This window comes from Rhizobium sp. 05L429 (genome assembly GCF_056397645.1).
The window spans coordinates 45,222-68,460 of record NZ_JBFTNV010000005.1 but is presented as its reverse complement, the minus strand read 5'-3'; the positions used below and the strand labels follow the sequence as shown (position 1 = coordinate 68,460).

The 23,239-nt window shown below is 60.7% G+C and carries 26 protein-coding genes; 12 read left to right on the top strand and 14 right to left on the bottom strand.

The window, feature by feature from the left end; all coding sequences use genetic code 11:
* Positions 1-46: 46 nt before the first annotated feature.
* A complete protein-coding gene (locus AC1DNW_RS06555) occupies positions 47-610 on the top strand; it encodes an ATP-binding protein (protein ID WP_113308225.1) in 564 nt (187 codons plus the stop codon).
* Between the two features lie 250 nt (positions 611-860).
* Here AC1DNW_RS06555 and AC1DNW_RS06550 read toward each other — a convergent pair whose 3' ends face one another.
* Both AC1DNW_RS06550 and rpmB read right to left on the bottom strand, forming a co-directional pair.
* Entirely contained in the window at positions 861-1,496 is a 636-nt protein-coding gene (locus AC1DNW_RS06550) for a VUT family protein (protein ID WP_113308224.1), read from the bottom strand.
* Between the two features lie 150 nt (positions 1,497-1,646).
* Complete coding sequence (gene rpmB, locus AC1DNW_RS06545) at positions 1,647-1,949, bottom strand: 50S ribosomal protein L28 (RefSeq protein ID WP_113299100.1); 303 nt, start codon at positions 1,947-1,949, stop codon at positions 1,647-1,649.
* A gap of 241 nt (positions 1,950-2,190) precedes the next feature.
* On the opposite strand from rpmB, the gene AC1DNW_RS06540 reads away from it, so the two are divergent.
* On the top strand, positions 2,191-2,970 hold the full coding sequence (locus AC1DNW_RS06540) for a DUF3108 domain-containing protein (protein ID WP_113308223.1): 780 nt from the start codon (positions 2,191-2,193) through the stop codon (positions 2,968-2,970).
* Between the two features lie 33 nt (positions 2,971-3,003).
* Entirely contained in the window at positions 3,004-3,897 is an 894-nt protein-coding gene (yddG, locus tag AC1DNW_RS06535; protein WP_113308222.1) for an aromatic amino acid exporter YddG, read from the top strand.
* Here yddG and AC1DNW_RS06530 read toward each other — a convergent pair.
* Positions 3,894-4,331, bottom strand: coding sequence for a cupin domain-containing protein (locus tag AC1DNW_RS06530; RefSeq protein ID WP_113308221.1), 438 nt, complete (start codon positions 4,329-4,331; stop codon positions 3,894-3,896). The genes yddG and AC1DNW_RS06530 overlap by 4 nt on opposite strands.
* Positions 4,332-4,334: 3 nt before the next feature.
* Positions 4,335-5,105 carry a hydroxyacylglutathione hydrolase gene (gene gloB, locus AC1DNW_RS06525; RefSeq protein ID WP_113299096.1) on the bottom strand — a complete coding sequence of 257 codons (771 nt, stop codon included), beginning with the start codon at positions 5,103-5,105 and terminating at the stop codon, positions 4,335-4,337.
* A 54-nt stretch (positions 5,106-5,159) separates the two neighbouring features.
* On the opposite strand from gloB, the gene AC1DNW_RS06520 reads away from it, so the two are divergent.
* The 4 genes from AC1DNW_RS06520 to AC1DNW_RS06505 all read left to right on the top strand — a co-directional run bounded on the left by AC1DNW_RS06520 (position 5,160) and on the right by AC1DNW_RS06505 (position 8,480).
* Positions 5,160-5,936 carry a class I SAM-dependent methyltransferase gene (locus tag AC1DNW_RS06520; protein ID WP_113299095.1) on the top strand — a complete coding sequence of 259 codons (777 nt, stop codon included), beginning with the start codon at positions 5,160-5,162 and terminating at the stop codon, positions 5,934-5,936.
* Between the two features lie 87 nt (positions 5,937-6,023).
* Complete coding sequence (gene hisC / locus AC1DNW_RS06515) at positions 6,024-7,133, top strand: histidinol-phosphate transaminase (RefSeq protein ID WP_113308220.1); 1,110 nt, start codon at positions 6,024-6,026, stop codon at positions 7,131-7,133.
* A complete protein-coding gene (locus AC1DNW_RS06510; protein ID WP_113308219.1) occupies positions 7,130-8,056 on the top strand; it encodes a prephenate/arogenate dehydrogenase family protein in 927 nt (308 codons plus the stop codon). The genes hisC and AC1DNW_RS06510 overlap by 4 nt, the downstream gene beginning before the upstream one ends.
* A gap of 4 nt (positions 8,057-8,060) precedes the next feature.
* Positions 8,061-8,480 carry a GNAT family N-acetyltransferase gene (locus tag AC1DNW_RS06505; RefSeq protein WP_113308218.1) on the top strand — a complete coding sequence of 140 codons (420 nt, stop codon included), beginning with the start codon at positions 8,061-8,063 and terminating at the stop codon, positions 8,478-8,480.
* On the opposite strand, the gene AC1DNW_RS06500 is transcribed toward AC1DNW_RS06505, so the two are convergent.
* Positions 8,477-9,493, bottom strand: coding sequence for a DUF2125 domain-containing protein (locus AC1DNW_RS06500; protein ID WP_113308217.1), 1,017 nt, complete (start codon positions 9,491-9,493; stop codon positions 8,477-8,479). The two genes, AC1DNW_RS06505 and AC1DNW_RS06500, sit on opposite strands and share 4 nt — an antisense overlap.
* 50 nt (positions 9,494-9,543) lie before the next feature.
* Here AC1DNW_RS06500 and AC1DNW_RS06495 point away from each other — a divergent pair, with 50 nt between their 5' ends.
* Positions 9,544-10,077, top strand: a complete 534-nt coding sequence (locus tag AC1DNW_RS06495) for a gamma-glutamylcyclotransferase (RefSeq protein WP_113308216.1) — start codon at positions 9,544-9,546, stop codon at positions 10,075-10,077.
* Here AC1DNW_RS06495 and AC1DNW_RS06490 read toward each other — a convergent pair.
* The 4 genes from AC1DNW_RS06490 to ftsE all read right to left on the bottom strand — a co-directional run bounded on the left by AC1DNW_RS06490 (position 10,074) and on the right by ftsE (position 13,419).
* On the bottom strand, positions 10,074-10,871 hold the full coding sequence (locus tag AC1DNW_RS06490) for a lysophospholipid acyltransferase family protein (protein ID WP_113308215.1): 798 nt from the start codon (positions 10,869-10,871) through the stop codon (positions 10,074-10,076). The genes AC1DNW_RS06495 and AC1DNW_RS06490 overlap by 4 nt on opposite strands.
* An 89-nt stretch (positions 10,872-10,960) precedes the next feature.
* Positions 10,961-11,674, bottom strand: a complete 714-nt coding sequence (locus AC1DNW_RS06485; protein WP_477852241.1) for a YdcF family protein — start codon at positions 11,672-11,674, stop codon at positions 10,961-10,963.
* Between the two features lie 67 nt (positions 11,675-11,741).
* Positions 11,742-12,689 carry a cell division protein FtsX gene (locus AC1DNW_RS06480; protein WP_477852280.1) on the bottom strand — a complete coding sequence of 316 codons (948 nt, stop codon included), beginning with the start codon at positions 12,687-12,689 and terminating at the stop codon, positions 11,742-11,744.
* 70 nt (positions 12,690-12,759) lie between these two features.
* Entirely contained in the window at positions 12,760-13,419 is a 660-nt protein-coding gene (gene ftsE / locus AC1DNW_RS06475; protein ID WP_113299088.1) for a cell division ATP-binding protein FtsE, read from the bottom strand.
* 205 nt (positions 13,420-13,624) lie between these two features.
* Here ftsE and AC1DNW_RS06470 point away from each other — a divergent pair, with 205 nt between their 5' ends.
* The 3 genes from AC1DNW_RS06470 (at position 13,625) to AC1DNW_RS06460 (ending at position 15,419) form a co-directional block, all read left to right on the top strand.
* Positions 13,625-14,287, top strand: a complete 663-nt coding sequence (locus AC1DNW_RS06470) for a hypothetical protein (RefSeq protein ID WP_113308214.1) — start codon at positions 13,625-13,627, stop codon at positions 14,285-14,287.
* A gap of 110 nt (positions 14,288-14,397) precedes the next feature.
* A complete protein-coding gene (gene hpt / locus AC1DNW_RS06465) occupies positions 14,398-14,940 on the top strand; it encodes a hypoxanthine phosphoribosyltransferase (RefSeq protein ID WP_113299086.1) in 543 nt (180 codons plus the stop codon).
* Positions 14,941-15,059: 119 nt separating this feature from the next.
* Complete coding sequence (locus AC1DNW_RS06460) at positions 15,060-15,419, top strand: response regulator (RefSeq protein WP_113299085.1); 360 nt, start codon at positions 15,060-15,062, stop codon at positions 15,417-15,419.
* A 58-nt stretch (positions 15,420-15,477) separates the two neighbouring features.
* Here the strand turns inward: AC1DNW_RS06460 and AC1DNW_RS06455 are convergent, their stop codons facing one another.
* The 4 genes from AC1DNW_RS06455 to argH all read right to left on the bottom strand — a co-directional run bounded on the left by AC1DNW_RS06455 (position 15,478) and on the right by argH (position 21,394).
* Entirely contained in the window at positions 15,478-18,108 is a 2,631-nt protein-coding gene (locus tag AC1DNW_RS06455) for a TIGR02302 family protein (protein ID WP_113308213.1), read from the bottom strand.
* Between the two features lie 272 nt (positions 18,109-18,380).
* The gene (lysA, locus tag AC1DNW_RS06450; protein WP_113308212.1) at positions 18,381-19,649 is read right to left on the bottom strand and encodes a diaminopimelate decarboxylase; all 1,269 of its coding nucleotides are present in this window, start codon (positions 19,647-19,649) and stop codon (positions 18,381-18,383) included.
* A gap of 12 nt (positions 19,650-19,661) precedes the next feature.
* Complete coding sequence (gene lptM, locus AC1DNW_RS06445; protein WP_113299082.1) at positions 19,662-19,856, bottom strand: LPS translocon maturation chaperone LptM; 195 nt, start codon at positions 19,854-19,856, stop codon at positions 19,662-19,664.
* 134 nt (positions 19,857-19,990) lie between these two features.
* A complete protein-coding gene (gene argH / locus AC1DNW_RS06440; RefSeq protein WP_113308211.1) occupies positions 19,991-21,394 on the bottom strand; it encodes an argininosuccinate lyase in 1,404 nt (467 codons plus the stop codon).
* A gap of 26 nt (positions 21,395-21,420) precedes the next feature.
* Between argH and tlpA the strand changes: the two genes are divergently transcribed.
* Complete coding sequence (gene tlpA, locus AC1DNW_RS06435) at positions 21,421-22,083, top strand: thiol:disulfide interchange protein TlpA (RefSeq protein ID WP_113308278.1); 663 nt, start codon at positions 21,421-21,423, stop codon at positions 22,081-22,083.
* Between the two features lie 181 nt (positions 22,084-22,264).
* Here the strand turns inward: tlpA and AC1DNW_RS06430 are convergent, their stop codons facing one another.
* Positions 22,265-23,146 (bottom strand): 3-hydroxybutyryl-CoA dehydrogenase, encoded by an 882-nt coding sequence (locus tag AC1DNW_RS06430; protein ID WP_477852238.1) that lies wholly within the window; start codon positions 23,144-23,146, stop codon positions 22,265-22,267.
* Positions 23,147-23,239 lie beyond the last annotated feature (93 nt).

The following is a 23,239-nucleotide window of genomic DNA, read 5'->3' as shown; positions in this document are numbered from 1 at the left end:
GCTATCCGGTCCATTCCTTCGCGGATATTACCCCTTAAGAGAGCGTATCATGCGTATCCATATCACGGGAGCCTCGGGTTCCGGCACGACCACGCTTGGCCTGGCGCTGGCCGAACAGCTTGATGTCCGTCATCTCGATACCGACCATTTCTTCTGGATGCCGACCGATCCGCCCTTCACGATGCAGCGCGAGGTCGGGGCTCGCGTTGCGATGCTCAGGCAAGAGGCGTTGCCCGATGCCGATTGGGTGCTTTCCGGCTCGGCGATCAAATGGGGCGCGGAATTCGAGCCGCTTTACGACCTGGTGGTGTTCCTGACGGTCGATCCCATGGTGCGTATGGAGCGTATCCGCCGGCGCGAGGAGGCCCGCTATGGCGAAAGGATCAGGCCCGGTGGCGACATGGCGGCGCAAAGCCGTGAATTCATGGAATGGGCGGAGAGCTACGATACGGCAGGGGCGGAGCGTCGCAGTCTCGTTGCACATGAGGAGTGGTTGATGACGATGACAAAGCCGGTTTTGCGGCTAGATTCATTGCTACCTGTTGAACAGCTTGTTGCGGAGGTGCTCTGGCATCCCGCCATCGTCGCAAAGAGACATCCGGTCTGCTGACGTCGGTATTCGACGCTTCCTTTGTCCGGCGAAGAGAGAGGAAGGACATCCGTCAGGAAGACTGGCTGCAGAGGGGACCGCAGCCAGTCCATCCATCCTTCATGGTCGGAGCGTTTTCCTGGATCGCTTGACCAGAAGTGGCTCTCGCCGAACCGAGCGGCGAGGATACAAAGCATGGATTGGTAAACAGGAGCGATCTGGTGCCGAAGGCCCTGTCGCCGATCCAACGATGAGGGATCGCGGCGCGACGTTACCGCGTTGTGGCCGCCTGCACAGGACGCAGCACGTTCATCAGCGCGCCATAGGGCAGCAGCATCACCAGGCCGACGAGCATCTTCACCGAGAAATCACCAAGCGCCCAGGAGATCCAGCGCGGAGCTTCCGCCGAGAGGACGCCGAAGATCGGCGCGTTTTCCAGCGCAAAGGGCTCGTTCGGACCGAGGAAAACGAAGAAGGCGGCAAAGGACAGCGAGAAGAACATCACCGTATCCAGCGCCGAGCCGATCAGCGAGCCGACGAGCGGCGCGCGCCACCAGGCCTGACGACGCAGGTGGTTGAAGACGGCGATATCGAGAAGCTGGCCGGCAAGATAGGCCGAGCCGGAGGCGATTGCGATACGCGGAACCGAGGTGAAAAAGGAAAGGGCGACACCGACGACAAAGCCGGCGAAGACCACCCTGCGCGCAGCCTGCGGACCGAACTGGCGGTTCGTCAGGTCGGTGATCAGGAAGGCGATCGGATAGGAGAAGGCGCCCCAGGTGAGGATGTCGGCGAGATTGATGCCGGCAACCGTGGCGTTCAGCGGAAACTGAACGAGAAAGTTGGAGGCGACGACGACGAGCGTCATCAGGGCGACATAGATAAGGGTATGGCGGGTCGTCAGCATTTTTTTATCCTGGGTGATGCCACCAGTTCGAGTGAGATTTCAGCCTGGAATTAGAGCCAGGCCGGCAAAGCAAAAGGCTCGTGCGGATATTATCCGTTCAAGCCTTTGAAAGCCTTTGGAAGACTTGGGTAGCGGCTTTGGGGCCGAACCTTAAGCAGCAGCAACTGCCGCTTCTGCGGTCTTCTTGACGATCTGACGACGCAGCAGCCGAGCGCGCATCGAAAGTTCGCCTTCGTTAGCCTTCAGCAGGAAGGCATCGAGGCCGCCACGATGCTCGACGGAACGAAGAGCAGCAGCCGAAACGCGAAGACGGTAACGCTGGCCGAGCGCGTCGGAGATCAGCGTAACCTGGCACAGGTTCGGGAGGAACCGGCGCTTGGTCTTGTTGTTGGCATGGCTGACATTGTTACCAGTCAGGACTGCCTTGCCGGACAATTCGCACACGCGGGACATGGAACACCTATTCTTGTTTTTCTCGGGCCATCGAATGACAATCCGGCAAAAACCGACTGCGCAATCCATCAGGCCATGATTGGAAAGTTGCGGTTCTATAGTCAGGCAGGCCGCGCGCGTCAAGCCAAACCTTGGCCTTTCCCGCAATTCTGTCAAAAAGCTGCTGTTTTCTTCGCAATGCGGCAGGAGTATAGACCGAAGTGCAAGGGCGCAAGCAGCCCGGCAAGACAAGGCGCTCACCATGGCTCATCTGGGCAGACGGATTCTAGTTTCGGCACTTGCGGCTCTTCTGGCCTTGCCGGCCGGTGCGAGCGAAATACAGCACCGTACGGAATACAGGGTGGCCCTTGCCGGCCTGACGATTGCGCGGGCGGCCTTTCTTACCAAGATAGAAGACGATCACAGCTACAAAATCGACGGCGACATCAAATCGGCCGGCCTTGCTGATCTCGTCACCGATATTCTGGCCAAGACCAGCGTTACCGGGGTGGTGCGCGATGACCGGCTGCAGGCTGCAAAATACGTCCTCTATTACAAGACCGGCAAAAAGGTTCGCACCTATGAGGTCAGCTACCGCAACGGCAATATCGTTTCGGCCACGACGACACCGGAGCCGCGCCGGCCAAAGGAATGGATTCCGGTAACAGAGGGCGATATGCGCGCCGTGCTTGACCCGATCTCAGGCCTTATCTTCACGGGCGATACCGACGTCTGCTCACAGAAGCTGCCGATCTTCGATGGCGAGACGCGCATGGACCTCGTGCTTTCGCCGAAGGGCGATGAGAATTTTTCGACCGACGGCTTCAAGGGCAAGGCGACCGTCTGCGGCGTGCGCTTCATTCCGCGCTCCGGCTACAAAAAGGGCCGCAAGGATCTCGTCTACCTCAGCAAGAGCAATCGCATGGAAATCTGGTTTGCCAAGGCGCAGGCGGCAAATGTATATGCTCCGGTCTACGTCCGCATTCCCACGGAATACGGGACGGTGACGATCACGGCTGTGAAATACGGCGGGAACAGCTGACGGAGCCTTCGTAAGTCTCCGCGAGGGGGACGAGTGAAACTTCGGGCGACGTTGATCGGTTTTACGGCCATTCTGATGTGGTCATTCCTGGCGCTTTTTACGGCCGCCTCCGGCAAGATGCCACCGTTCCAGCTTTCGACCATCTGTTTTGCCATCGGCAGTATTCCCGGCATTCTCGTGCTCATCCTCAATCCGTCGCGTATCGCCCTCCTGAAGCAGCCGGCAAAGGTCTGGATCACGGGCATTGCCGGTCTGTTCGGCTATCACTTCCTCTATTTCACGGCGCTCAGGAATGCGCCGGCCGTCGAGGCGGGTTTGATTGCCTATCTTTGGCCATTGCTGATCGTCGTCGGTTCGGCGCTGCTGCCGGGCGAGAGGCTGCGCTGGTATCACATTGTCGGCGCTCTGGCCGGTCTATGCGGCACCTTCATGATCGTCGGGCGCAACGGCATCGATTTCGATGGCGCCTATGCCGTCGGTTATGGGGCGGCTTTCCTCTGTGCCTTCACCTGGTCCGGCTATTCGCTGCTGACGCGGCGTTTCGACGCCGTCTCGACCGATGTCGTCACCGGCTTCTGCCTTGCGACATCGGTACTTTCGCTGTTCTGCCATCTGGGACTTGAGACAACGGTGTGGCCGGAGACAAACTTCGAATGGCTTGCCGTGGTCGGCCTCGGCCTTTTCCCCGTTGGGGCCGCCTTCTATGCCTGGGATTATGGCGTCAAGAACGGCGATATCCAGATCCTCGGTGCCGCAAGTTATGCCGCGCCGCTGCTGTCGACGCTGATCCTGACCGTCTTCGGTATTGCCGAGCCCAGTTGGCGTATTGTGCTTGCCTGCCTGCTGATCACCGGCGGCGCGGTGCTGGCAGCGCAAGAAATGTTCCGCCGCAAGCCGCAGGTGCAGCCGGTGGCGGAACAAGCTTAAGCGCCGGGCTTCCAGTCAGGCGGCGCCATCTCGAATTTGGAGAATTCGAAGCCGGGCGCCACCGTGCAGCCGACCAGCGTATAGTCGCCGAGCGTTTCGGCCGATTGCCACCAATTGGCAGGGATGATGGCCTGTGGCCGCTCACCGCCGGCAATATCCGTGCCGAGCTTCAGCGTCTCGCTGTGGCGACCGTCTCCGGAGCGGTGCAGCGCGAGCGGGGCGCCGGCATAGTAGTGCCAGACCTCTGCCGCATCATGGACACGGTGCCAGTGCGAGCGCTCTCCCCTTGCGAGCAAATAATAGATCGCCGTCGAATGGCCGCGTTCGCCGCCATTGGTATCGCGGAAGGTCTGTGCATACCAGCCGCCTTCGGGGTGCGGCTGCATGCTAAGCTCGCGGATGATCTTCTCGGGGGTGAGCTCTTTTCCGGTCATGTCCTAGAAATTGTCCTTGCGCTTGCGGATTTCGGTAAAGACCTCTTCGTTGGTCTTGCCCTCCATCAGCAGGTTGCGGCGGATGGCAGGATCGGCCGCACGCAGGAAGGGATTGGTTTCCTTTTCGAGCGCCAGCGTTGTCGGAATGGTGAACTTGCCTTCGGCGCGCAATGCCTCGATTTCCGCCGCACGGCTTTTCAGGCGCTCGTTACCGGGATCGATGGTGACCGCAAAACGGGCGTTGGAAAGCGTATATTCATGGCCGAAATAAACGGCAGTTTCGTCCGGCAGGACCGCAAGCTTCTGCAGCGAATGCCACATGTCGGCAGCGGGACGCTCGAACAGACGGCCGCAGCCGAGCGCAAACAGCGTGTCGGCGGCAAAGAGCAGCTTGTCGTCGGCAAAGTGGTAGCAGATATGGCCTGCCGTATGGCCGGGCGTTTCGATGACGTTGATCGTGTGATCGCCAAAGAGGAAGCTGTCGCCATCGCCCATCGTCTTGTCGAGGCCGGGGATTGCCACCGCTTCGTTGACCGGACCGATGATCTCCAGGCCGTACTGTTCCTTCAGCGCCAGATTGCCTTCCACATGGTCGATATGGTGATGGGTCGTGAAGATATGGGTGATGTTCCAGCCGCGGCGCACGGCAGCGGCTTCGACGGCCGCCGCATCGGGCGCATCGATCGAGGCGGTCTGTCCGGTTTCAGGGTCGTGGACGAGAACGCCGAAATTGTCGCTGCGGCAGAGAAAAACTTCTAATTCCAAAGGTTTCATCGTTCAAATAGTCCCTTATCCCTCGAACTGACCGGGAATGTAGAGGTTCCGGCCTTGAAGTCCAACCGGTCACTGATAACATTTGGCATAATGCACGCCGATATCGTCGACCTTCGCCAATTCTATCATTCTGAGCTTGGACACATGGCCGAGCAGTCGATTGCCATGGCGCTGTCGTCGCTCTGGGTGCGCCTGCCGCAGGAGCGGCTTGTGGGCATTGGTTATTCCGTGCCCTTCCTCGACCGGTTCCAGGCCGACACGGAACGCACCTTCGCTTTCATGCCCGCGGGACAAGGGGCCGTGAACTGGCCTGTCGGTTCGCTTTCTTCCACCGCATTGATCTTTGACGAGGAATTGCCGCTGCCGGATTCCTCGATCGACCGGGTGCTGATGGTGCATTCCCTGGAATTTGCCGAAAGCCCACGCGAGACCCTGAAGGAACTCTGGCGGGTGCTGGCGCCGGGCGGGCGGCTCGTGATCGTCGTGCCAAACCGCCGCGGGGTCTGGGCGCGCATGGAACATACACCTTTCGGTTCGGGTCGACCCTATTCGCGCGGCCAGCTGACCCATCTGCTGCGCGAGACCAACTTCACGCCGGGCGCCACAGCCGAGGCGCTATTCTTCCCGCCGTCGAAACTGCGCGCCGTGCTGCGCCTGCGCCGCGGCTTCGAGCGGATCGGCCGCACGCTCTGGCCGGCTTTTTCGGGCGTCATCATCGTCGAGGCGCAGAAGCGGCTCTATCAGGGCCTGCCGGTCGCCGCACGCGCCTCGCGACGTGTTTTTGTGCCCGTGCTTGCGCCGCACGGGGTGCCGACCACACGCAGCCGCTAAGCGCTGCAGCACTCGACAAAATCGCCATTCCGCTTTAATTGCACTCAAGTCTTTCGCCGGCTTTGCGGCAATTTCCAAGGTCGATCCATGAGCATTGAGAAGAGCAAGCCCGTTCCGCGTCCCGGTATTCTTGAAATCGCTGCCTATGTGCCCGGCAAGGAGCATGCGCCGGGCGTGGCCCGCGTCTACAAGCTCTCCTCCAACGAGACGCCACTCGGTGCGAGCCCCAAAGCGATCGCCGCATTCAAGGCGGCCGCAGACAATCTCGAGCGCTATCCTGATGGACAGGCGCGTGAGCTGCGTGGGGCGATTGCCGCCGTGCATGGCCTCAACCCGGCAAACATCCTTTGCGGCAATGGTTCCGACGAATTGCTCGGCCTGCTCTGCCATGTCTATCTCGGTCCCGGCGACGAGAGCATCGTAACCGAGCACGGCTTCCTCATCTATAAGATCCAGACCATGGCGGCAGGTGCGACGCCTGTTGTGGTCAAGGAAAAAGACCATACCGTGGACGTGGATTCGATCCTTGCGGCGGTGACGGAGAAGACGAAGATCGTTTTCATCGCCAATCCCGGCAATCCGACGGGCACCTATATTCCGGTCAGCGAAATCCGCCGCCTGCAGGCCGGGTTGCCGAAGCACGTTATCCTCGTGCTCGATGCGGCCTATGCGGAATATGTCCGCCGCAACGATTACGAGGCCGGTATCGAGGTCGTCTCCTCGAATGCAAACGTCGTCATGACCCGCACCTTCTCGAAGGCCTATGGCCTCGCGGCGCTGCGCATCGGCTGGATTTATGCGCCGGCCGATATCGTCGATGCGCTGCAGCGTGTGCGCGCGCCATTCAACATGAATGCGCCGGCGATCGCGGCGGGCGCTGCAGCGATCCGCGACCAATCCTTCGTTCAGGACGCTGTGTCCTTCAATCAGCTGTGGATAGAGAAGCTGACGGATGCTTTTGAAGCTCTCGGCCTCAAGGTCACCCCGTCGGTCACCAATTTCGTTCTCATTCATTTCCCTGATGCCGATGGCAAGCGGGCCGCCGATGCCGATGCATTCCTGACGGGCCGCGGCTATATTCTGCGCGCGGTTCGCGCATACGGCTTTCCGAACTCTCTACGTATGAGCATCGGTCCTGAAGAGGCCAATCGCGGTGTCATCGAGGCGCTCGGCGAATTCATGGGACGCAAGGCATGACAGTCCAGTTTAATCGCATCACCCTGATCGGTATCGGCCTGATCGGCTCCTCCCTTGCCCATGACATCAGGCGCCTGGGCCTTGCCAATGAAATCGTCGTTGCTACGCGGAGCGCCGAGACGCTGAAGCGCGCCGAAGAGCTTGATCTCGGCGATCGTTACACGACCTCCTCTGCCGACGCGGTAAAGGACGCTGATCTCGTTATCGTATCGGTGCCGGTCGGCGCTTCCGAAAGCGTGGCGAAGGAGATCGCCAATACCCTCAAGCCTGGCGCGATCGTCACTGACGTCGGTTCCACGAAGGCTTCCGTGATCGCGCAGATGCAGCCGCATATGCCTGACTACGTGCATTTCATTGCCGGCCACCCGATCGCAGGTACGGAAAAGTCCGGCCCGGATGCAGGCTTTCCCGGCCTGTTCGAGGGACGCTGGTGCATCTTGACGCCGCTCGAAGGAACCGATCCGACCGCGCTGAAGACGCTTCGCAGCTTCTGGGAAGCGCTCGGCTCCAAGGTCGATGAGATGGACGCCCAGCACCACGACAAGGTGCTCGCCATCGTCTCCCATCTCCCACATCTCATAGCCTACAATATTGTCGGCACGGCTGACGATCTTGAGACCGTAACGGAATCGGAAGTCATCAAATATTCCGCCTCCGGCTTCCGCGATTTCACGCGTCTCGCAGCCTCCGATCCGACGATGTGGCGCGATGTCTGCCTGCATAACCGCGATGCGATCCTGGAAATGCTGGCGCGTTTCTCGGAGGACCTTGCCTATCTGCAGCGGGCGATCCGCTGGGGCGAGGGCGACAAGATCTTCGAACTCTTTACCCGCACCCGCGCCATCCGCCGCTCGATCGTCCAGGCGGGCCAGGATGTGGATGCGCCGGACTTCGGTCGTCCGCATCTGCTGGAAAAGAAATAGTCTCGTGGTGGAGATCGCGAAACCGGGCCGGAAAGACAAGGAATGGCTGTTCCGCGAAGACAGCCATGTCGGCGAGGCCTGGATTTCTCGCTGCATCGATCTCGGCGAATATCTGATCGCCCGCGAGCAGGCTGAGATTGTCGGCTTCCTGCGTTTCTCCCGCTTTTGGGGCAGGATCCCCTACATGGAAATGATCCGCGTGCTGGATGGCCATCGCCGGTCCGGCGTCGGGACGGCACTGTTTCTCACCTGGGAGAAGGAAATGCGCGAGAGCGGCGCGCGTCTCCTGATGACGTCGAGCGAATGCGACGAGAGCCGCCCGCAGGACTGGCATCGGCGCAACGGCTTTTCCGAGACAGGATCGATCGGACTCCCCGGCATCCAGACGGTGCCGGAAGTGTTTTTCCTCAAGACGATCGGTTAGATCGGCGGGATCTTGCCGAGCGGGATGAAGCCGCTCACCGTTGCGTTGCCGTGATCGACGACGAGATCGACGGAAACCTTGTCGCCACCGCCGGCAAGTGCCTTCAGGAGCTTCGTTGCCGTATCGACGGTCGAAGCCACCTCGGGAAAGGCTTGCTTGATGCTTGTGCCCCACGGGCCGAGCTGTTCGATCTCCAGCTTGAACTTGCCGGAAAGGAAGCCCTGTTCGTCGAAGGCGAAGGGGCCGGAGACGGTCATCACCTTGCCGTCGCCGATATCGGCGACGATCCGGCGAAGCTCACCCTGCGAGCCGTGGATACCCTCTTTGTCGGTGCCGTCGATCATACCGGCTTTGCCTGTTAGCGTCAGATCGGCGCTGGCGGAGAATTTCGGGAAGACCTGGGGCCAGTCCTTGATCGCGGCATTGGAGTTTTCGACCGAGATTGCGCCGTCGAGATCCGCTCCGTTCTGCCGCAGGTGGATTTCGGTGCGGGCGGCATCGAAATTCACGGTCTGTCCGGTGAAGGAGGAGACGGCCACCGCTTTCAATCCATCAATCACGGTCGAGGTGCGGTCGATGCCCTGCGCCTTGGTCGTGAGGCTCGATTGCAGATTGTCCCATTGGGCATTGACCGTCAGGCCCTGCGCGGTGCGGATTTCGGCCGGCGCGTCGAGTTCCCAGACGATATGGCCGGGGGCATAGACCTGGGCGGCGGAGCGAAGCGCCCCGAAGGTGGCCGAGATGCCGTTCACATTATCGTCCACATCCACCTTGGAGCAAAAAAGTCCGATGCGGAAAGGAAAGCCGCGGAATTCGATGCCGGAGCACTCGCCACTGACGCCAGCATCGGCGCGGGGTGCGATTGCGGTCAGCACGGTCTGTTTCAGCGCGGAGGCCGCATAGAACCAGCCGCCCGTATAAAGCGCGATCACCAGAAGAATGGCGCCGCCCAGCAACCAGAATTTCCTACCGCTGCGGTATTGGCCGCTGCCGGATTGGCTTGACGCTGCCATGATGTTCTCCAATGGTGAAAACGAAATCTGATTTTGATCTGGCGTGCGATATGGACGAATTTTGGGTATTTGGCTACGGCTCGTTGATGTGGAATCCGGGCTTCGAATTCGTAGAGCGATCGCAAGCCCTGGTTTACGGCTATCGGCGCTCGCTTTGCGTCCGTTCTTTCGTTCATCGCGGCAGCCGTGAAAATCCCGGTCTCGTTCTTGGCCTCGACAGGGGCGGCGCCTGCCGCGGCATGGCTTTTCGCGTCGCACCGGAAAAGTGGGACGAGGTCATCGACTATCTGCGCGCCCGCGAACTCGTCACCAATGTCTACCTGGAAAAGCATTTGCGGCTGCAACTTCCGGAAGGCCGCAGCGCGCAGGCGGTCGCCTATGTCGTCGACCGCGCCCATGAGCAATACGCCGGCGCGCTGGATGCGTTTGCCGCAGCGCGGGTCGTCAATGTGTCGGTCGGCCAGTCAGGGCCGAACGATGCCTATGTCTTCAATACACTTTCCCATCTGAAGGACATGGGTATTCGCGACCAGTGGCTGGAACAGGTGGTCGAGGAAGTCACGCGGCTGCGCGCCGCCGCTTAAGCCGTTGCAGCCTTTGCCTTGCGCAGCTGGGCTAGCCGTTCCACCGCCGTCGGTGGCAGCGGCACATGCGGGTTGCGTTCGACCGTGTCGATCAGAAGCTGGTCGCTGGCGCTTTCCGTCACGTCGATCAGATGGGCAAAGAAGGCGTCGGGATCCATGCCGGGCATGATGGGCGGCAGGATCTGCACCTTGAAATGACCGGGATAACGCATGGTGCTGCGGCGGGGCCAGAACAGGCCGGGATGCATGACGATGGGTACGACAGGAAGCTGCAGGTCGCGATACATGCGGGCGATGCCATATTTGTACATTGGCTCGGCGCCCGGCGGGCGGCGCGTGCCCTCGGGATAGATGATGAGCTGGCGGCCGGTCGCAAGTTCTTCCTTGGTCCGCTTCAGCACCTCCACCATCACCTTGCCGCGGGCGCCGCGGTCGACCGGGATCATGCGCTGCCTCTTGGCATACCAGCCGAAAAGCGGGATCCACATCAGCTCGCGCTTGAGGATATAGACCGGGTCCTTGAGGTTGGGCAGCAGCGCATAAGTGTCCCAGAAGGACTGGTGCTTCGGTGAAATGATGTAGCTGCCGTCAGGCAGGTTCTCCAGGCCTTCGATCTCGAACGTGGTGCCGACGATCACTCGCATCAGCCAGTGGTTCGAGCGCGCCCAGTTCTTGGGAACGCTGTAGGCGATCTTGCGCGGCGCGATGAAGTAAAAGGGGGAGAGCACGATCATCCTGATGATGAGGTTGGCGTAGAAGATCGTGTTGAACAGAACGGAACGCAGGGCGATCATGAAACTTTCCCGAGGCACGGTCACGCCGACCGACCTACACGATATTGCCCGCCATAAAAAGCGTCTGATTGCCGGAGCGGGTAAAAGCCTCAGCTCTGGCCGGTCAGGTTGGCAGAACGCAAGCCCGTATGACGCAGGCCGACGATGTTGCGCGCACCTGCCAGCAGCAACTTGGCGTATTCGGCCAGCATGACGCGTAGTGCGTTCGGATCGGTGAACCAATCGCGCGTCTTCAGATCGGAATTGACGACAGGATAGGGGATGAATTGAATGTCGGGATCGACATAGGAGAGCTCGGCGAGGCTGCGCGGCATATGGTAGTTGTTGGTGACGACCAAAATGCTCCTGTAGCCCTTGGCATGAATCCAGTTCGAGGCTTCCTCTGCATTGCCGATCGTATCGAGCGCGTCGTAACCGATGTCGACGCAGCAGGAGAAGAGATCGGCCGAGCCTTGAGTCATCTTGCGGATCTGCGTTGGCGTGGTGGAGGGGTGCGCGCCCGATATCAACAGCCGCTTGCCTGCGCCTTTCTGCAGGAGTTCTACGGCCTGATCGATGCGCTGGTAGCCGCCGGTCAGCACGATGATCGCGTCGGCCCGCGGCTCGGCAGGTGGCTTCAGGGTCGTCACCGAATCTGCAAAGCGCAAAAAGCCGCCGAAGATCAGCGCGGCGATCAACACGCAGGAAAAGCCCAGCCAGCGCAAGACGCGGCGAATCGGGCCACGCCGCGGCGAGACGCTATCGGGGCCATCCAGCTCCGGGTCCGGGCGAATCGGATTGCGTGTCGTATGGCCCATCGTCATGAGTCGTGATTATACGCTGATTGCGGCGCAGAACAGACGCTTTCATGGCAAAACGGCATGGCGGTATCTAATTCGCGATACCGTCCGCACGCGTCGGATCGGAGCGCAATGTATCGATTTCATAGATCGTGCGCATGACGGTGAGCCGTGCGGTCACGGTCGTCAGCAATGCGATTACAATCATAGTCGCGAAGATGCCGAGATAGCCGAGCGCCCCGACCGAAAAGGTGCCGAAAAGAGCTGTCGCCTGATCGGTCTCGGGTGTGGCGATGGTCCTGCTCTGCAGAAAGCCTGCTGCGGCGAAGAAGAGTGCGGCCAGTGCGCTGCCGATTGCCGAGCCTTTGAGGCTGATCTTCAGGAAATGCTTCTGGAATTCCGTTGCGACGAAGGAGCTCTCCGCGCCGACGAAATGCAGCACTTCGATGATGTGGCGGTTGCCGGAGAGTACCCCGCGTGTGGCGAAGACCACCGTCAGCACCATGGCGGTGAAGACGAGCAGCAGGATGCCGGTGCCGATCATGACGGTGGTGCGGGCCATCGCAACCAGGCGGTCAACCCAGGTGCGGTGATCGTCGAGAAAAGCCTGCGGAATGCTCTCTTTCAGAAGATCCCGCATCGCTGCGAAGTCCGGCGGACGGCTCTCATCGATGGTGATGATGACGAGACGCGGCACGGGCAGTTCCTTGATATCCAGTCCGCTGCCGAGCCAGGGCTCGAGAAGGCGCGCCGTGGCGGCCTCGTCAACGATCTGGCCGCTCTTGGTGCCGACGAAGGTCAGGGCAATATCGCGGGCCTTAATCAGGGCCTTGTCCATATCCAGATTATCGTCAGGTTTGATCTGGATGGTAATCTCCCGGGAAATCTGGCTTTCCCAACTCGCCGCCGTCGAGCGGACCATGCTGACGCCGCCGAGTGTCAGGCAGGCCAGGAAAGCCATGATGGCGATCACCACCATCAGCGCATTGCCCTGAATATTCGTCGGCGGCAGGATCGGCGCCGTCGGGCGCACGCGCATCTCCGGCCGCTTGGGCTGCTGGGCAGCAACGGCGGCAGGTGCCTTTTTCGCGCGGGTCCTGGTGGGCGTCTTAGTCATAAATATCGAGATGCCCTTCCGAGAGAATCATGCGGCGGGCTTCCACCTGGTCCATCAGCGAGAGATCGTGGGTGGCGATCACCACTGCGGTGCCCAGACGGTTGAGTTCCATGAAGAGGTTCAGCAGGCGCTTGGCCATCGGCGGGTCAACATTGCCGGTCGGTTCGTCGGCAAGCAACACTTCCGGCCGGTCCATCAGCGCGCGGGCGATCGCGGCGCGTTGTTTCTCACCGCCTGATAGTACCGGCGGCAGAACATTGATGCGTTCGCCGAGGCCAACCCATTTCAGCAGGTCCAGCACGTCGGTCTTGTAGGTGCTCTCGTCCTTGCCACGCACGCGAAGCGGCAGGGCGACATTCTCATATGTCGTCAGGTGGTCGAGAAGGCGGAAATCCTGAAAGACGATGCCAACACGACGGCGCAGCAGCGGCAACTCAGGGCGCGGGATCTCGGAGATGTCGCGGCCGAACATGCGGATCAGGCCGCGTGTCGGCTGCAGCGACATGAAGAGCAGGCGCAGCAGCGTGGTCTTGCCGGCACCGGAAGGGCCGGTCAGAAACTGGAAGGACTTTTTCGGGATGTCGAAGGTCAGGTCCCGGAGAATTTCCGGACCCATGCCATATCGCAAACCGACATTCTCAAAGTGGATCAACGGGCAGCTCAGTCTTTCGTGGTTTCACCGCATGACTTGTTAACCAACACCGTTAACAGCAGGTAAATTTTGCCGAAAAGACGCCCGTTTGATGGCGATCTTTGCGAAGCATTAACTATTGAAATTTACGACTGGGGCGGATTCGTTTCAATGCCAAGATTGTCTTGAGCAGTGAAACCATGTGGACATCCGAGAGGTCGCCACCATGGAAGCATCCTCCTTCAGACGACAGACCGCCGGCCGGGCCTATGATTTTCTGCCGCCGGAACCAACTATCCGACGGACCCGACGCTTGCCGCGCAGGGATGACGTTGCCGATGCCGAGTTCATTGTTGTCGGTAAGGCGCGGCCGCAAGGCGCATCTGCCGGTGCCCGCGACACGACCCATAACGACAAACGCCGTCGCAGCGCCCCACCCAACACCCAGCCGCCGGTCCTGTTTGCTGCTGCCGCCGCGATCCTCCGTGGTACGGAGATCTGGCTGCAACGTGCGTCGCTGCGCGGTTTTGCGGCACTGGTGATTTCGCTCTTCGTTCTGGTCTTCGGGCTTGCCGGTGGGTTCTCCGGCCTTTCGCGGGGGGAGGCTTCCGCCGCCGGCCTTCACTTCTCGCATGTCACGATCACGCCGCGCGATGCCAATGGCATGCGCATCCTGCTCATCAACGGCATCATCGAGAATGAGAGCGGTGTGACGCAATCGGTGCGGCCTATCCGCGCCGATCTCGTGACCGATGAGCGGCTGATGGCGAGCATCGTCATCACGCCGCCGACGGATGCCATTTATGCCGGGCAAAGCCGCGGTTTTTCGGCCCGTGTTCAGCATGCCGGCGGCAAGGTGCCGGATATCAGGCTTTCCTTCATGCCTTGAGCGCCGAGTGGCGTTTTTAGGTCGATCGGTGGGAAAACCTGTCCTTCCGGGGTGTTTCGACGGAATTAATGTGCTAACGGCTTACCCTTCTTTTTGTGGAGCAAGCCTTTATGCCTGTCGTGCGCGGAAAAAACATCGAGCCGCTCTTCACTGCCGAGCAGATTGCCGAGCGCAATCATTCCATGGCGCAGGATATCGCCGCCGGCCCGACGAAGGATCTGCTGGTCATTGCCGTGCTCAAGGGCTCGTTCATCTTCGCGGCCGATCTGCTGCGCGCCCTGCATGATACAGGCCTTGCTCCCGAGGTGGAATTCATTACGCTCTCAAGCTACGGCGCGGGCACGGTTTCGCAGGGCGTGCGCATCGTTAAGGACATCGACAGCGACGTGAAGGACCGTGACGTTCTGCTCATCGACGACATCCTCGAATCCGGCCGCACGCTACTGTTTGCCAAGGAACTGCTCTATGAGCGCGGTGCACGCAACGTTACCATCGCCGTGCTGCTCGACAAGCGAGTCAAGCGTAAGGAACAGCTGGAAGCAGACTATGTGGGCTTCGAGTGCCCCGATTATTTCGTTGTCGGCTACGGCATGGATGTCGCCTACGCCTTCCGCGAACTCCCCTTTGTCGGCGTGGTTACCGGTGACGCGTAAGGTGTCTTGCTTCAAGACGGCTTGTTAACCATTTCGCCGATCGGCTTGGCATGTTTACCGATCGCTAGGGAACCGCATGCGATCTCCGTCGCGGGGCATGACGACGGAGCAATGCACAGATGGCAAAAATTCTGATCACGGAAGACGAAGATTCCCTTCGCACTTTCGTAGCCCGGGCACTACGCCTTGACGGTCATGAGACCGATGAAGCCGCCGATGGGGCGGAAGGGCTGGAAAAGCTGAAGGGCGGCAATTACGACTTGCTGCTTTCCGATATCCGTATGCCGGTTATGGACGGCATCGAACTTGCGCATCAGGCGAAGGACGCATTTCCAGCGTTAAAAATTCTGCTGATGACCGGCTATGCCGAACAGCGCGAACGGGCCGACGATCTCGCAGAAAAAATCATCGATGTCGTACCGAAGCCGTTCGCCCTGCCGGATATCCGAAAGGCCGTAGCGCGAGCGCTGGTGGCCTGATATTTGACGGCACGGGCGTGCCGACAGGCACGCCGGCAATCTGCATTCTCTCTCAGTATCACTGAATATCCAGCAACCGCTCGAGATATTGCCGCTCGATCGCCTGGGTCGGATTGTTGCCGAGCTTCTCGCGGATAGCGTCCAGAATCTCTCGGGCGCGCTGAACATCGATCTCGTCGGGTATCTTCACATCGTTGTTCATATCCGGTCCGAGATCGGTCTGGCGCGGGCGGCCCAGCGGATCGCGGCCGTTCTGGTTGCCCTGGCCGAGCTGGCCGTTTGGACCCTGCTGTCCTTGCTGGCCCTGCTGCGCCTGCATCATCTGGCTCATCATGTCGCGAGCGCCCTTGCGCAAGGCTTCGAGGGCCCGGCCCTGACCTTCCAGTGCGCTGCTGCCGTTACCCTGTCCGAGGTCGCGGCCAGCGCCTTCCATTTCGCGCTGTGCCTGACCAAAGCCTTCGCCCGGCTTCATGCCCATATCGCCGAGGCTCTTCTGTAGTTCCTGCAACTGCTTGCCGAGCGCGTCCTGCTGGGCACGAAGCTGCTTTAATGCTTCGCGCAGTTGCTCGGCCGTCATCTGGTCACCGGGTTTCTGGCCTTGCTGTTCCTGCTGACCCTGTTGCTGCTCGCCTTCCTCGCCCGGCATCATGTCGTCCATATTGGGATCACCGCGCTGCATGCGGTCGCGGAGTTGCTGGTCGAGGCGGAAGGTCTGGTCCATCAGCTTCTGCTGATCGCGCAGGATCTGGCCCAGCTTGTCCATCTGCTGCGTCATCTGGCTGTTTTCCTGCTGCTGCTGGCCGCGCTGCGGGCGGGCCGTCTGCAGGTTGTTCATCAGCCGCTGGAGGTCCGAAAGCATCTGCTGGGCGGCATCGCGATTGCCGGAGCGTGCCAGGTTTTCGATCTGGTCCATCATGCGCTGCAGATCTTGCTGGCGCAGGAAATTCTGGGCGTTCTGGTTGGGCTGCATCGGCATGTTCTGCAGGCGCTGTGCCAACTCACTCATATAGTCCTGCATCGCCTTGCGCAGTTCGTCCATCAGCTTCTTGATCTCGGCGTCCGGCGCATTGCGGTTCAGTGCATCGGCAAGATTCTGCTGGGCGTCGCGCAGGCGACGCTCGGCAAGCGAAAGATCGCCTTCCTCGATGCCGAGGGCAATGTCCCAGAGATACTGGGCCGTATCCTTGAGCTGCTCATCGCCCTTGGCGAGCTTCATGCGGGTCAGCGCGGACTCGATCAACAGGTAATGAGTGGTGTTCGGGATCGTCTCCTCCGGCCGGATCGTCAGTGCTTCGTTGAGCGCGATCGCATCCGGCATTTTGCGAGTATCGAGAGCGAAGGTCTGTCGCTCTTCGGCGACGGCCGCAGCCAAGGGCTCGCTGAACGGACGCGACGGCATGATCATCTCATAGGGCGGGCTGCGACCCGTCTGCCCCGCGGCGTCCTTGGCGACGAGAGTGATGCGCACGCGTTTGCCGGCGAGTGGATGTTCGGTCAGGTTCTTGCTCGTCAGGCCTTTGCCGTCACGCGCATTGCGGCGGGGAATGTCCAGCTTGAATTCCGGCAGCGGATAGAGCGGCGTTGCGGCCGGATCGGATTCGACGGGCACGATCTCGGCATGGGCCTCCTGCACGCCGTAGTCGTCCTTCACCGTAAAGCCGACTTCCAACGCGCCGTTGACGGCGCGACGCGGCATGCCGTCGAAGGCGATTTCCGGTGCCTTGTCGGGCAGCACGTCGAAATTCCAGGTGCGGCCGTTCGCCTGCAGCGCGCCATTCTCCTCAAGTTTCATGATGTGCGTCTGCGCCATCAACTGGGGTGCTGTGGGCGCGCCTGAGGCCTGCTCTGCATTTACGTTTGTAGTCGGCAGCTGTGGCCGAGTGTCTTCCTGAACTGCGATTTCCTGGCTTTCGCCATTAGCCTTCCTGAAGATGACCTTCTCGGCCGATTGGCCGCCGCTGACACGCACCGTCAGGCTGGAAAACTGCGGAATGCCGATCGGCGCCTGTTCGCTGCCATCGGCTGTCAGATAAATTGGCGGGCGGCCGGTATAGGATGGCGGGGTCACCCACGCATCGATGCGCACGGCCGGATCGCTCTTTACCTGAGCGGGTGCCGACTGCAGTGCATCGGCGATGGACCCGCCATTGATCGACGTGGAATAGCCGAAGGCGGTGACGACCAGCAGCGCCGGAATGGCGCGCAGTGCGAAGCGATCGTGCCGGGCGATATCGGGCTGCGGCAGGCCGGCGTCGAGCGTTGCGATCTTCCGCGCCATTCGCGTCTGGTGTTCGCGCCACAAGGCGCGGGAGAACGGTGTATCGAAGGCCGGCTCATCCTCCTGCACCATGACGGGCTGGTGCGGCAGGCCGTTGCGCTCTTCAAGCATGCGGTCGGCCTCAACCACCCGCGGCCAGCGAAGATTGCGCAGTGGCAGTAGCGAAGCAAGGAAACCAGGAGCAAAGGCAATCAGGAGAAGAATGCGCAGCCAGTCAGGCACGAGGCGGAAAAAACCGAACCAGGAGATCGAGAGATAGATCGCGACGACGCCAACAGCCGGCATCAGCAGCGGAAGGATCTGCTCGGCGAAAAGCACGATCCTGGCCAGGAAACGTTTTGCCGCCACCAGCCGCGCCAGAGAGGGTTGAAGCGCGAATGCGCCTTTCTTCTGCCTTGCGGGGCTTGTCATCAATCCGGTCTCCGCGATCTGGCGTTCAGGAAACAGAGGGCGCTTCCGGCGATTGCTGGGCAATACGCTCGCGAAGGAAAAGGATAACACTCTTTGTGGCGAAGGCGAGGGCGAGCGCCTGTGAATACCGGTTTTTCGCGTGCGGTCGCCAAAAAGTGATTGCGGCCTTCAAAGCGTGTTGTGCATCTTTCGGATGCGCTCGCGACGCTTTTCATCTTTGTCTCACGCATCTCGTTATCGCAAAACCGCTGCGCACTTTTGCGCGATATGCGTTAGTCCAGCCAAGCCGGGACGGAATCGAGACCAATCAGCTCCGAGTAGGTACGGCGCGGGCGAATGACATGGAATTCGTCGCCCTTGACCAACACTTCAGGCACCAGAAGGCGGCTGTTATAGGTGCCGGCCTGAACCGCGCCATAAGCGCCGGCTGTGCCGACGGCCAGGAGATCGCCGGGCTTCGGCGTCGCCATTTCGCGGTCGAGGGCGAGGTAGTCGCCGGTCTCGCAGACGGGGCCGACGACATCGGCGCGGATGCGCGGGGCATTGGCTGCCGAAATCACCACTGGCATGATCTCGTGATAGGCCTCGTAGAGGGTCGGGCGGATGAGGTCGTTCATCGCGCCATCAACAACCACGAAGGTCTTTTCGCCGCCGTCCTTCATATAGATGACTTCGGTCACGAGGATGCCGGCATTGCCGACGATCAGGCGTCCGGGCTCGGCGACGATCTTGCAGTTCAGGGCGCGAAGCTGGTTCTTGACGATTGCGGCATAGGCCTCCGGTGAGGGCGGCGGGTTGTTGTCGTCCTTGTAGGGAATGCCGAGGCCGCCGCCGATATCGACGTGGTGGATATCGTGGCCGTCGGCGCGCAACGTGCTGACCAGATCGTGCAACAGCTTGAAGGCATCGTCAAAGGGCTGCAACTCGGTGATCTGGCTGCCGATATGCATGTCGATGCCGGTCACTACGATGCCCGGCAGACTGGCGGCGCGGGCATAGATGGCGCGAGCGCGTTCCCAGGATATGCCGAACTTGTTTTCCTTCTTGCCGGTCGAGATCTTCGCATGCGTGCGGGCGTCGACATCGGGATTGATGCGGAAGGAGACGGGAGCCTTCTTGCCGGCGCGCACGGCGCGCTGGTTGAGGATCTCCAGTTCCGGTTCGGATTCGACGTTGAAGCAGTAGATGCCGGCTTCCAGCGCATAATCCATTTCATGCGGCGTCTTGCCGACGCCGGAGAACATGATGCGGCTGGCCGGGATGCCGGCGGCAAGCGCGCGGCGCAGTTCACCTTCGGATACAACGTCGATGCCGGCGCCGAGCCGGCCGAGCGTTTTCAGCACGGCCTGGTTCGAATTGGCCTTCATCGCATAGCAGACCATGGAATCGACATCGCTGAAGGCTTCGGAGAAGACCCGGTAGTGACGCTCCAGCGTTGCCGTCGAATAGACGTAGAAAGGCGTGCCGACCGCCTTGGCGATCTCAGGAACGGGGACATTCTCGGCATAGAGGATGCCGTCGCGATACTCGAAATGGTTCACGGGAGTCCGGCCTTAGAGAAGGGGATCGAGAATGAAGGGCTTGTCGACGGAACCTGGTTGTTTCGTCGGCTTGGAGATATCGCCCCCCTTCGTCGCATTGGCGCTCGGCGGATCGAGGTCGCCCTTGCGGCCGCATCCGGCAACGGCAAGGCCGATGACGGCAAAAACCACCGTAAGGCGGATGAGATGCGGCAAGCTCGTCTGCATGGATATCCTCATATCGGGCACTGGCTGGCATCTTCATAGCGAAGTTTATCAACCTTGTGCACCCTGATTATTGAAGCTTGATGCTCAGCGCATTTCCGGATGGAGAGGCGGTTTGCCCTTCACCCGGAGGTGCTTCAGTTGCGAGCGCGCCAGTAGGCGATCTGTTTGCGGACTTCCGACGGTGCGGTGCCACCGAAGCTCTTGCGGCTGGCGACAGAGGCCTCGACCGTCAGCACGTCATAGACCTTGTCGGTGATCGCGGAATTGATCGCCTGCAGATCGGCGAGCGGAAGCTCGGCGAGATCGCAGCCCTTGCTTTCGGCAAGTGCCACGGCGCGGCCGGTGACATGGTGGGCATCGCGGAAGGGAAGGCCTGCCTCGCGCACCAGCCAGTCGGCAAGATCGGTTGCCGTCGAGTAGCCGGAACCGGCGGCCGCCTTCATGCGCGCTGTGTTAACAGTCATGTCACGCACCATGCCGGTCATGGCGGCAATCGCCAGTTCCAGGCTCTCGGCGGCATCGAAGACCTGTTCCTTGTCTTCCTGCATGTCCTTGGAATAGGCGAGCGGCAGGCCCTTCATGATCGTCAGCAGGGCAATCAGCGAGCCGTTGATGCGGCCGGTCTTGGCTCGCACCAGCTCGGCGGCATCGGGGTTCTTCTTCTGCGGCATGATGGAGGAGCCGGTGGAGAAGGCGTCGGAGAGGCGCACGAAACCGAATTGCGGCGTCGACCAGATGACGATTTCTTCGGCAAGGCGCGACAGATGCACGGCGCAGATCGCGGCAATCGCCAGGAATTCGATGGCGAAGTCGCGGTCGGAAACAGTGTCGATCGAATTGCGGGTCGGCTCACGGAAGCCAAGGGCCTTGGCTGTCATGTGGCGGTCGATCGGATAGCCGGTGCCGGCGAGCGCTGCCGCACCGATCGGGCTTTCGTCGAGGTGCTCGATCGCATGGCGCACGCGCGAGCGGTCGCGGCCAAACATTTCCACATAAGCCATGCAATGGTGGCCGAAGGTGACCGGCTGGGCGGTCTGGAGGTGGGTAAAGCCGGGCATGACGCTGTCTGCATGTTCCTCGGCGCGGTCGAGGAAGGCCGCGATGAGGCTGGTCAGCATGGTCTCGGTCTTCTGCAGCTCTTCCTTGACCCAGAGGCGGAAATCGAGCGCCACCTGGTCGTTGCGCGAGCGGGCCGTATGAAGGCGGCCGGCGGCCGGGCCGATCAAGGTCGCGAGCCGGGCTTCGACATTCATGTGAATGTCTTCGAGCTGGCGGGAGAATTCGAAATTGCCGCTTTCGATTTCTGACAGGATCGTGTTTAGCCCGTGAACGATCTTGTCCTTATCGTCGGTTGAAATGATGCCCTGATGAGCGAGCATCGTTGCGTGGGCGATCGATCCGCGGATATCCTGGGCAAACAGCTTCTTGTCGAAACCGATCGAGGCATTTATCTCCTCCATGATTGCATCGGGGCCGGAAGCGAAACGTCCGCCCCACATCTGGTTGGAGGATTTGGTGTCCGTGTTGCCCTCGGCCATGGAAGATGCCCGTCCTGGAGAATGAAATGATGACGAAAAAACCCTTCGGCCTGCCGTCCGTGAAACTGATCGCAATCGCCGCCGTTGCAGGCATTGTTGCCGGTGCGGCAGCGGTATACGTGAAGGAGACGGGCATTGGCAATGCCGTCAGTGATGCCGCCTCGGCCGAATGCCCGCTGACGAAGGAGCATGCCGCCAATCTGACGCCGCTCATGAAGGGCCAGGTCGCCGCGATGGTTGCCGCCAACCAGCCGAAGAAGCTTGAGACCGTCGCCTTCAACGGCCCTGACGGCAAGCCGATGACGCTCGATCATTTCGCCGGCAAGACCGTGCTTCTCAATCTCTGGGCCACATGGTGCGTGCCGTGCCGCGAGGAGATGCCGGCACTGAACGCGCTGGAGAAGGAGATGGGCAGCGACAAGTTCCAGGTCGTGCCCGTCAATATCGACACCGGCGATGACGAAAAGCCGAAGGCGTTTCTCAGCGAAATCGGTGTCGATGCATTGCAGTTCTACCGCGACAACACGATCGGTGTGTTCAATAACCTGAAGAAAGAGGGCCTTGCCTTCGGCCTCCCGGTCACGCTGCTGCTTGACGACAAGGGCTGCCTGATCTCGGCCATGAACGGTCCCGCTGCATGGGATAGCGAGGATGCCAAGGCGCTGATCAAGGGTGCTGTCGGATCGTAAAGACGGCAGTCAGGAGTCGCCGGCGCCGCGGATGAGGAAAACACCCGCAAGTCCGATCAGGACGCAGCACTGCAGCAGAAACATCGGCAATTCGCTCGACATGGCATTTTCCTTCCGTTCGCCGGAAGGAAAGCATGTCTCGGGCGTTTGTTCCATTCACCCGATCTGATGACGGGCGATCTTAGCGGGTCGGAACCGGCGTTTCGCCGCGATAGTCGTAGAAGCCACGGCCGGATTTGCGGCCGAGCCAGCCGGCCTCGACATATTTCACCAGCAGCGGGCAGGGGCGGTATTTGCTGTCGGCGAGACCATCATGCAGCACCTGCATGATCGAAAGGCAGGTATCGAGGCCGATGAAATCGGCAAGCTGCAGCGGTCCCATCGGATGGTTGGCGCCGAGCTTCATGGCGGTGTCGATGGCATCGACGGTGCCGACGCCTTCATAGAGCGTGTAGATCGCTTCGTTGATCATCGGCAGGAGGATGCGGTTGACGATGAAGGCCGGGAAATCCTCGGCGACCGTGACCGTCTTTTCCAGCGATGCGACGAATTCGCGGGCGGCGGAGAAGGTGGTCTCCTCGGTCGCGATGCCGCGCACCAGTTCCACGAGCTTCATGACCGGCACCGGGTTCATGAAATGAATGCCCATGAAGCGCTCGGGGCGGTCCGTTGCTGCAGCCAACCGGGTGATCGACAGCGAAGAGGTGTTGGTGGCGAGGATCGCTTCCGGCTTCAGTACCGGACAGACCTGCGTATAGATCTTGCGCTTGACGCTTTCGTCCTCGGTCGCCGCCTCGATCACCAGGTCGGAGGGGGCGAGGTCATTGATGTCGGATGAGCCGGTGATGTGTGAAAGGGCGGCGCTACGCTCTTCGTCCGTCATCTTGCCGTTCGTCACCAGCCGGGCGAGATTGCCGTTGATAGTGGCAAGGCCGGATTCGATGCGGTCCTGCGAGAGATCGTAGATATGAACCTTATATCCTGCAGCGGCCGAAACATGCGCGATGCCGCAGCCCATCTGGCCGGCACCGATGATACCAATATTCTTCAACACCGCAGCCATCTCCAACCCCCGCCAGCATACGCCCCCGCGCTGCCGGTATTTCTATATGAAATTGCCGGACGAAAGATCGCCCGGCAAAAGTAGTAGACCGAT

Excerpts from the sequence above, each read along its gene's own strand:
- AC1DNW_RS06550 (WP_113308224.1), bottom strand. The coding sequence starts at position 1,496 with ATGCTGACGACCCGCCATACCCTTATCTATGTCGCCCTGATGACGCTC.
- rpmB (WP_113299100.1), bottom strand. The coding sequence starts at position 1,949 with ATGTCCCGCGTGTGCGAATTGTCCGGCAAGGCAGTCCTGACTGGTAAC.
- AC1DNW_RS06540 (WP_113308223.1), top strand. The coding sequence starts at position 2,191 with ATGGCTCATCTGGGCAGACGGATTCTAGTTTCGGCACTTGCGGCTCTT.
- AC1DNW_RS06530 (WP_113308221.1), bottom strand. The coding sequence starts at position 4,331 with ATGACCGGAAAAGAGCTCACCCCCGAGAAGATCATCCGCGAGCTTAGC.
- gloB (WP_113299096.1), bottom strand. The coding sequence starts at position 5,105 with ATGAAACCTTTGGAATTAGAAGTTTTTCTCTGCCGCAGCGACAATTTC.
- hisC (WP_113308220.1), top strand. The coding sequence starts at position 6,024 with ATGAGCATTGAGAAGAGCAAGCCCGTTCCGCGTCCCGGTATTCTTGAA.
- AC1DNW_RS06510 (WP_113308219.1), top strand. The coding sequence starts at position 7,130 with ATGACAGTCCAGTTTAATCGCATCACCCTGATCGGTATCGGCCTGATC.
- AC1DNW_RS06500 (WP_113308217.1), bottom strand. The coding sequence starts at position 9,493 with ATGGCAGCGTCAAGCCAATCCGGCAGCGGCCAATACCGCAGCGGTAGG.
- AC1DNW_RS06495 (WP_113308216.1), top strand. The coding sequence starts at position 9,544 with ATGGACGAATTTTGGGTATTTGGCTACGGCTCGTTGATGTGGAATCCG.
- AC1DNW_RS06490 (WP_113308215.1), bottom strand. The coding sequence starts at position 10,871 with ATGATCGCCCTGCGTTCCGTTCTGTTCAACACGATCTTCTACGCCAAC.
- AC1DNW_RS06485 (WP_477852241.1), bottom strand. The coding sequence starts at position 11,674 with ATGACGATGGGCCATACGACACGCAATCCGATTCGCCCGGACCCGGAG.
- AC1DNW_RS06480 (WP_477852280.1), bottom strand. The coding sequence starts at position 12,689 with ATGCGCGTGCGCCCGACGGCGCCGATCCTGCCGCCGACGAATATTCAG.
- AC1DNW_RS06470 (WP_113308214.1), top strand. The coding sequence starts at position 13,625 with ATGGAAGCATCCTCCTTCAGACGACAGACCGCCGGCCGGGCCTATGAT.
- hpt (WP_113299086.1), top strand. The coding sequence starts at position 14,398 with ATGCCTGTCGTGCGCGGAAAAAACATCGAGCCGCTCTTCACTGCCGAG.
- AC1DNW_RS06460 (WP_113299085.1), top strand. The coding sequence starts at position 15,060 with ATGGCAAAAATTCTGATCACGGAAGACGAAGATTCCCTTCGCACTTTC.
- AC1DNW_RS06455 (WP_113308213.1), bottom strand. The coding sequence starts at position 18,108 with ATGACAAGCCCCGCAAGGCAGAAGAAAGGCGCATTCGCGCTTCAACCC.
- lptM (WP_113299082.1), bottom strand. The coding sequence starts at position 19,856 with ATGCAGACGAGCTTGCCGCATCTCATCCGCCTTACGGTGGTTTTTGCC.
- argH (WP_113308211.1), bottom strand. The coding sequence starts at position 21,394 with ATGGCCGAGGGCAACACGGACACCAAATCCTCCAACCAGATGTGGGGC.
- tlpA (WP_113308278.1), top strand. The coding sequence starts at position 21,421 with ATGATGACGAAAAAACCCTTCGGCCTGCCGTCCGTGAAACTGATCGCA.
- AC1DNW_RS06430 (WP_477852238.1), bottom strand. The coding sequence starts at position 23,146 with ATGGCTGCGGTGTTGAAGAATATTGGTATCATCGGTGCCGGCCAGATG.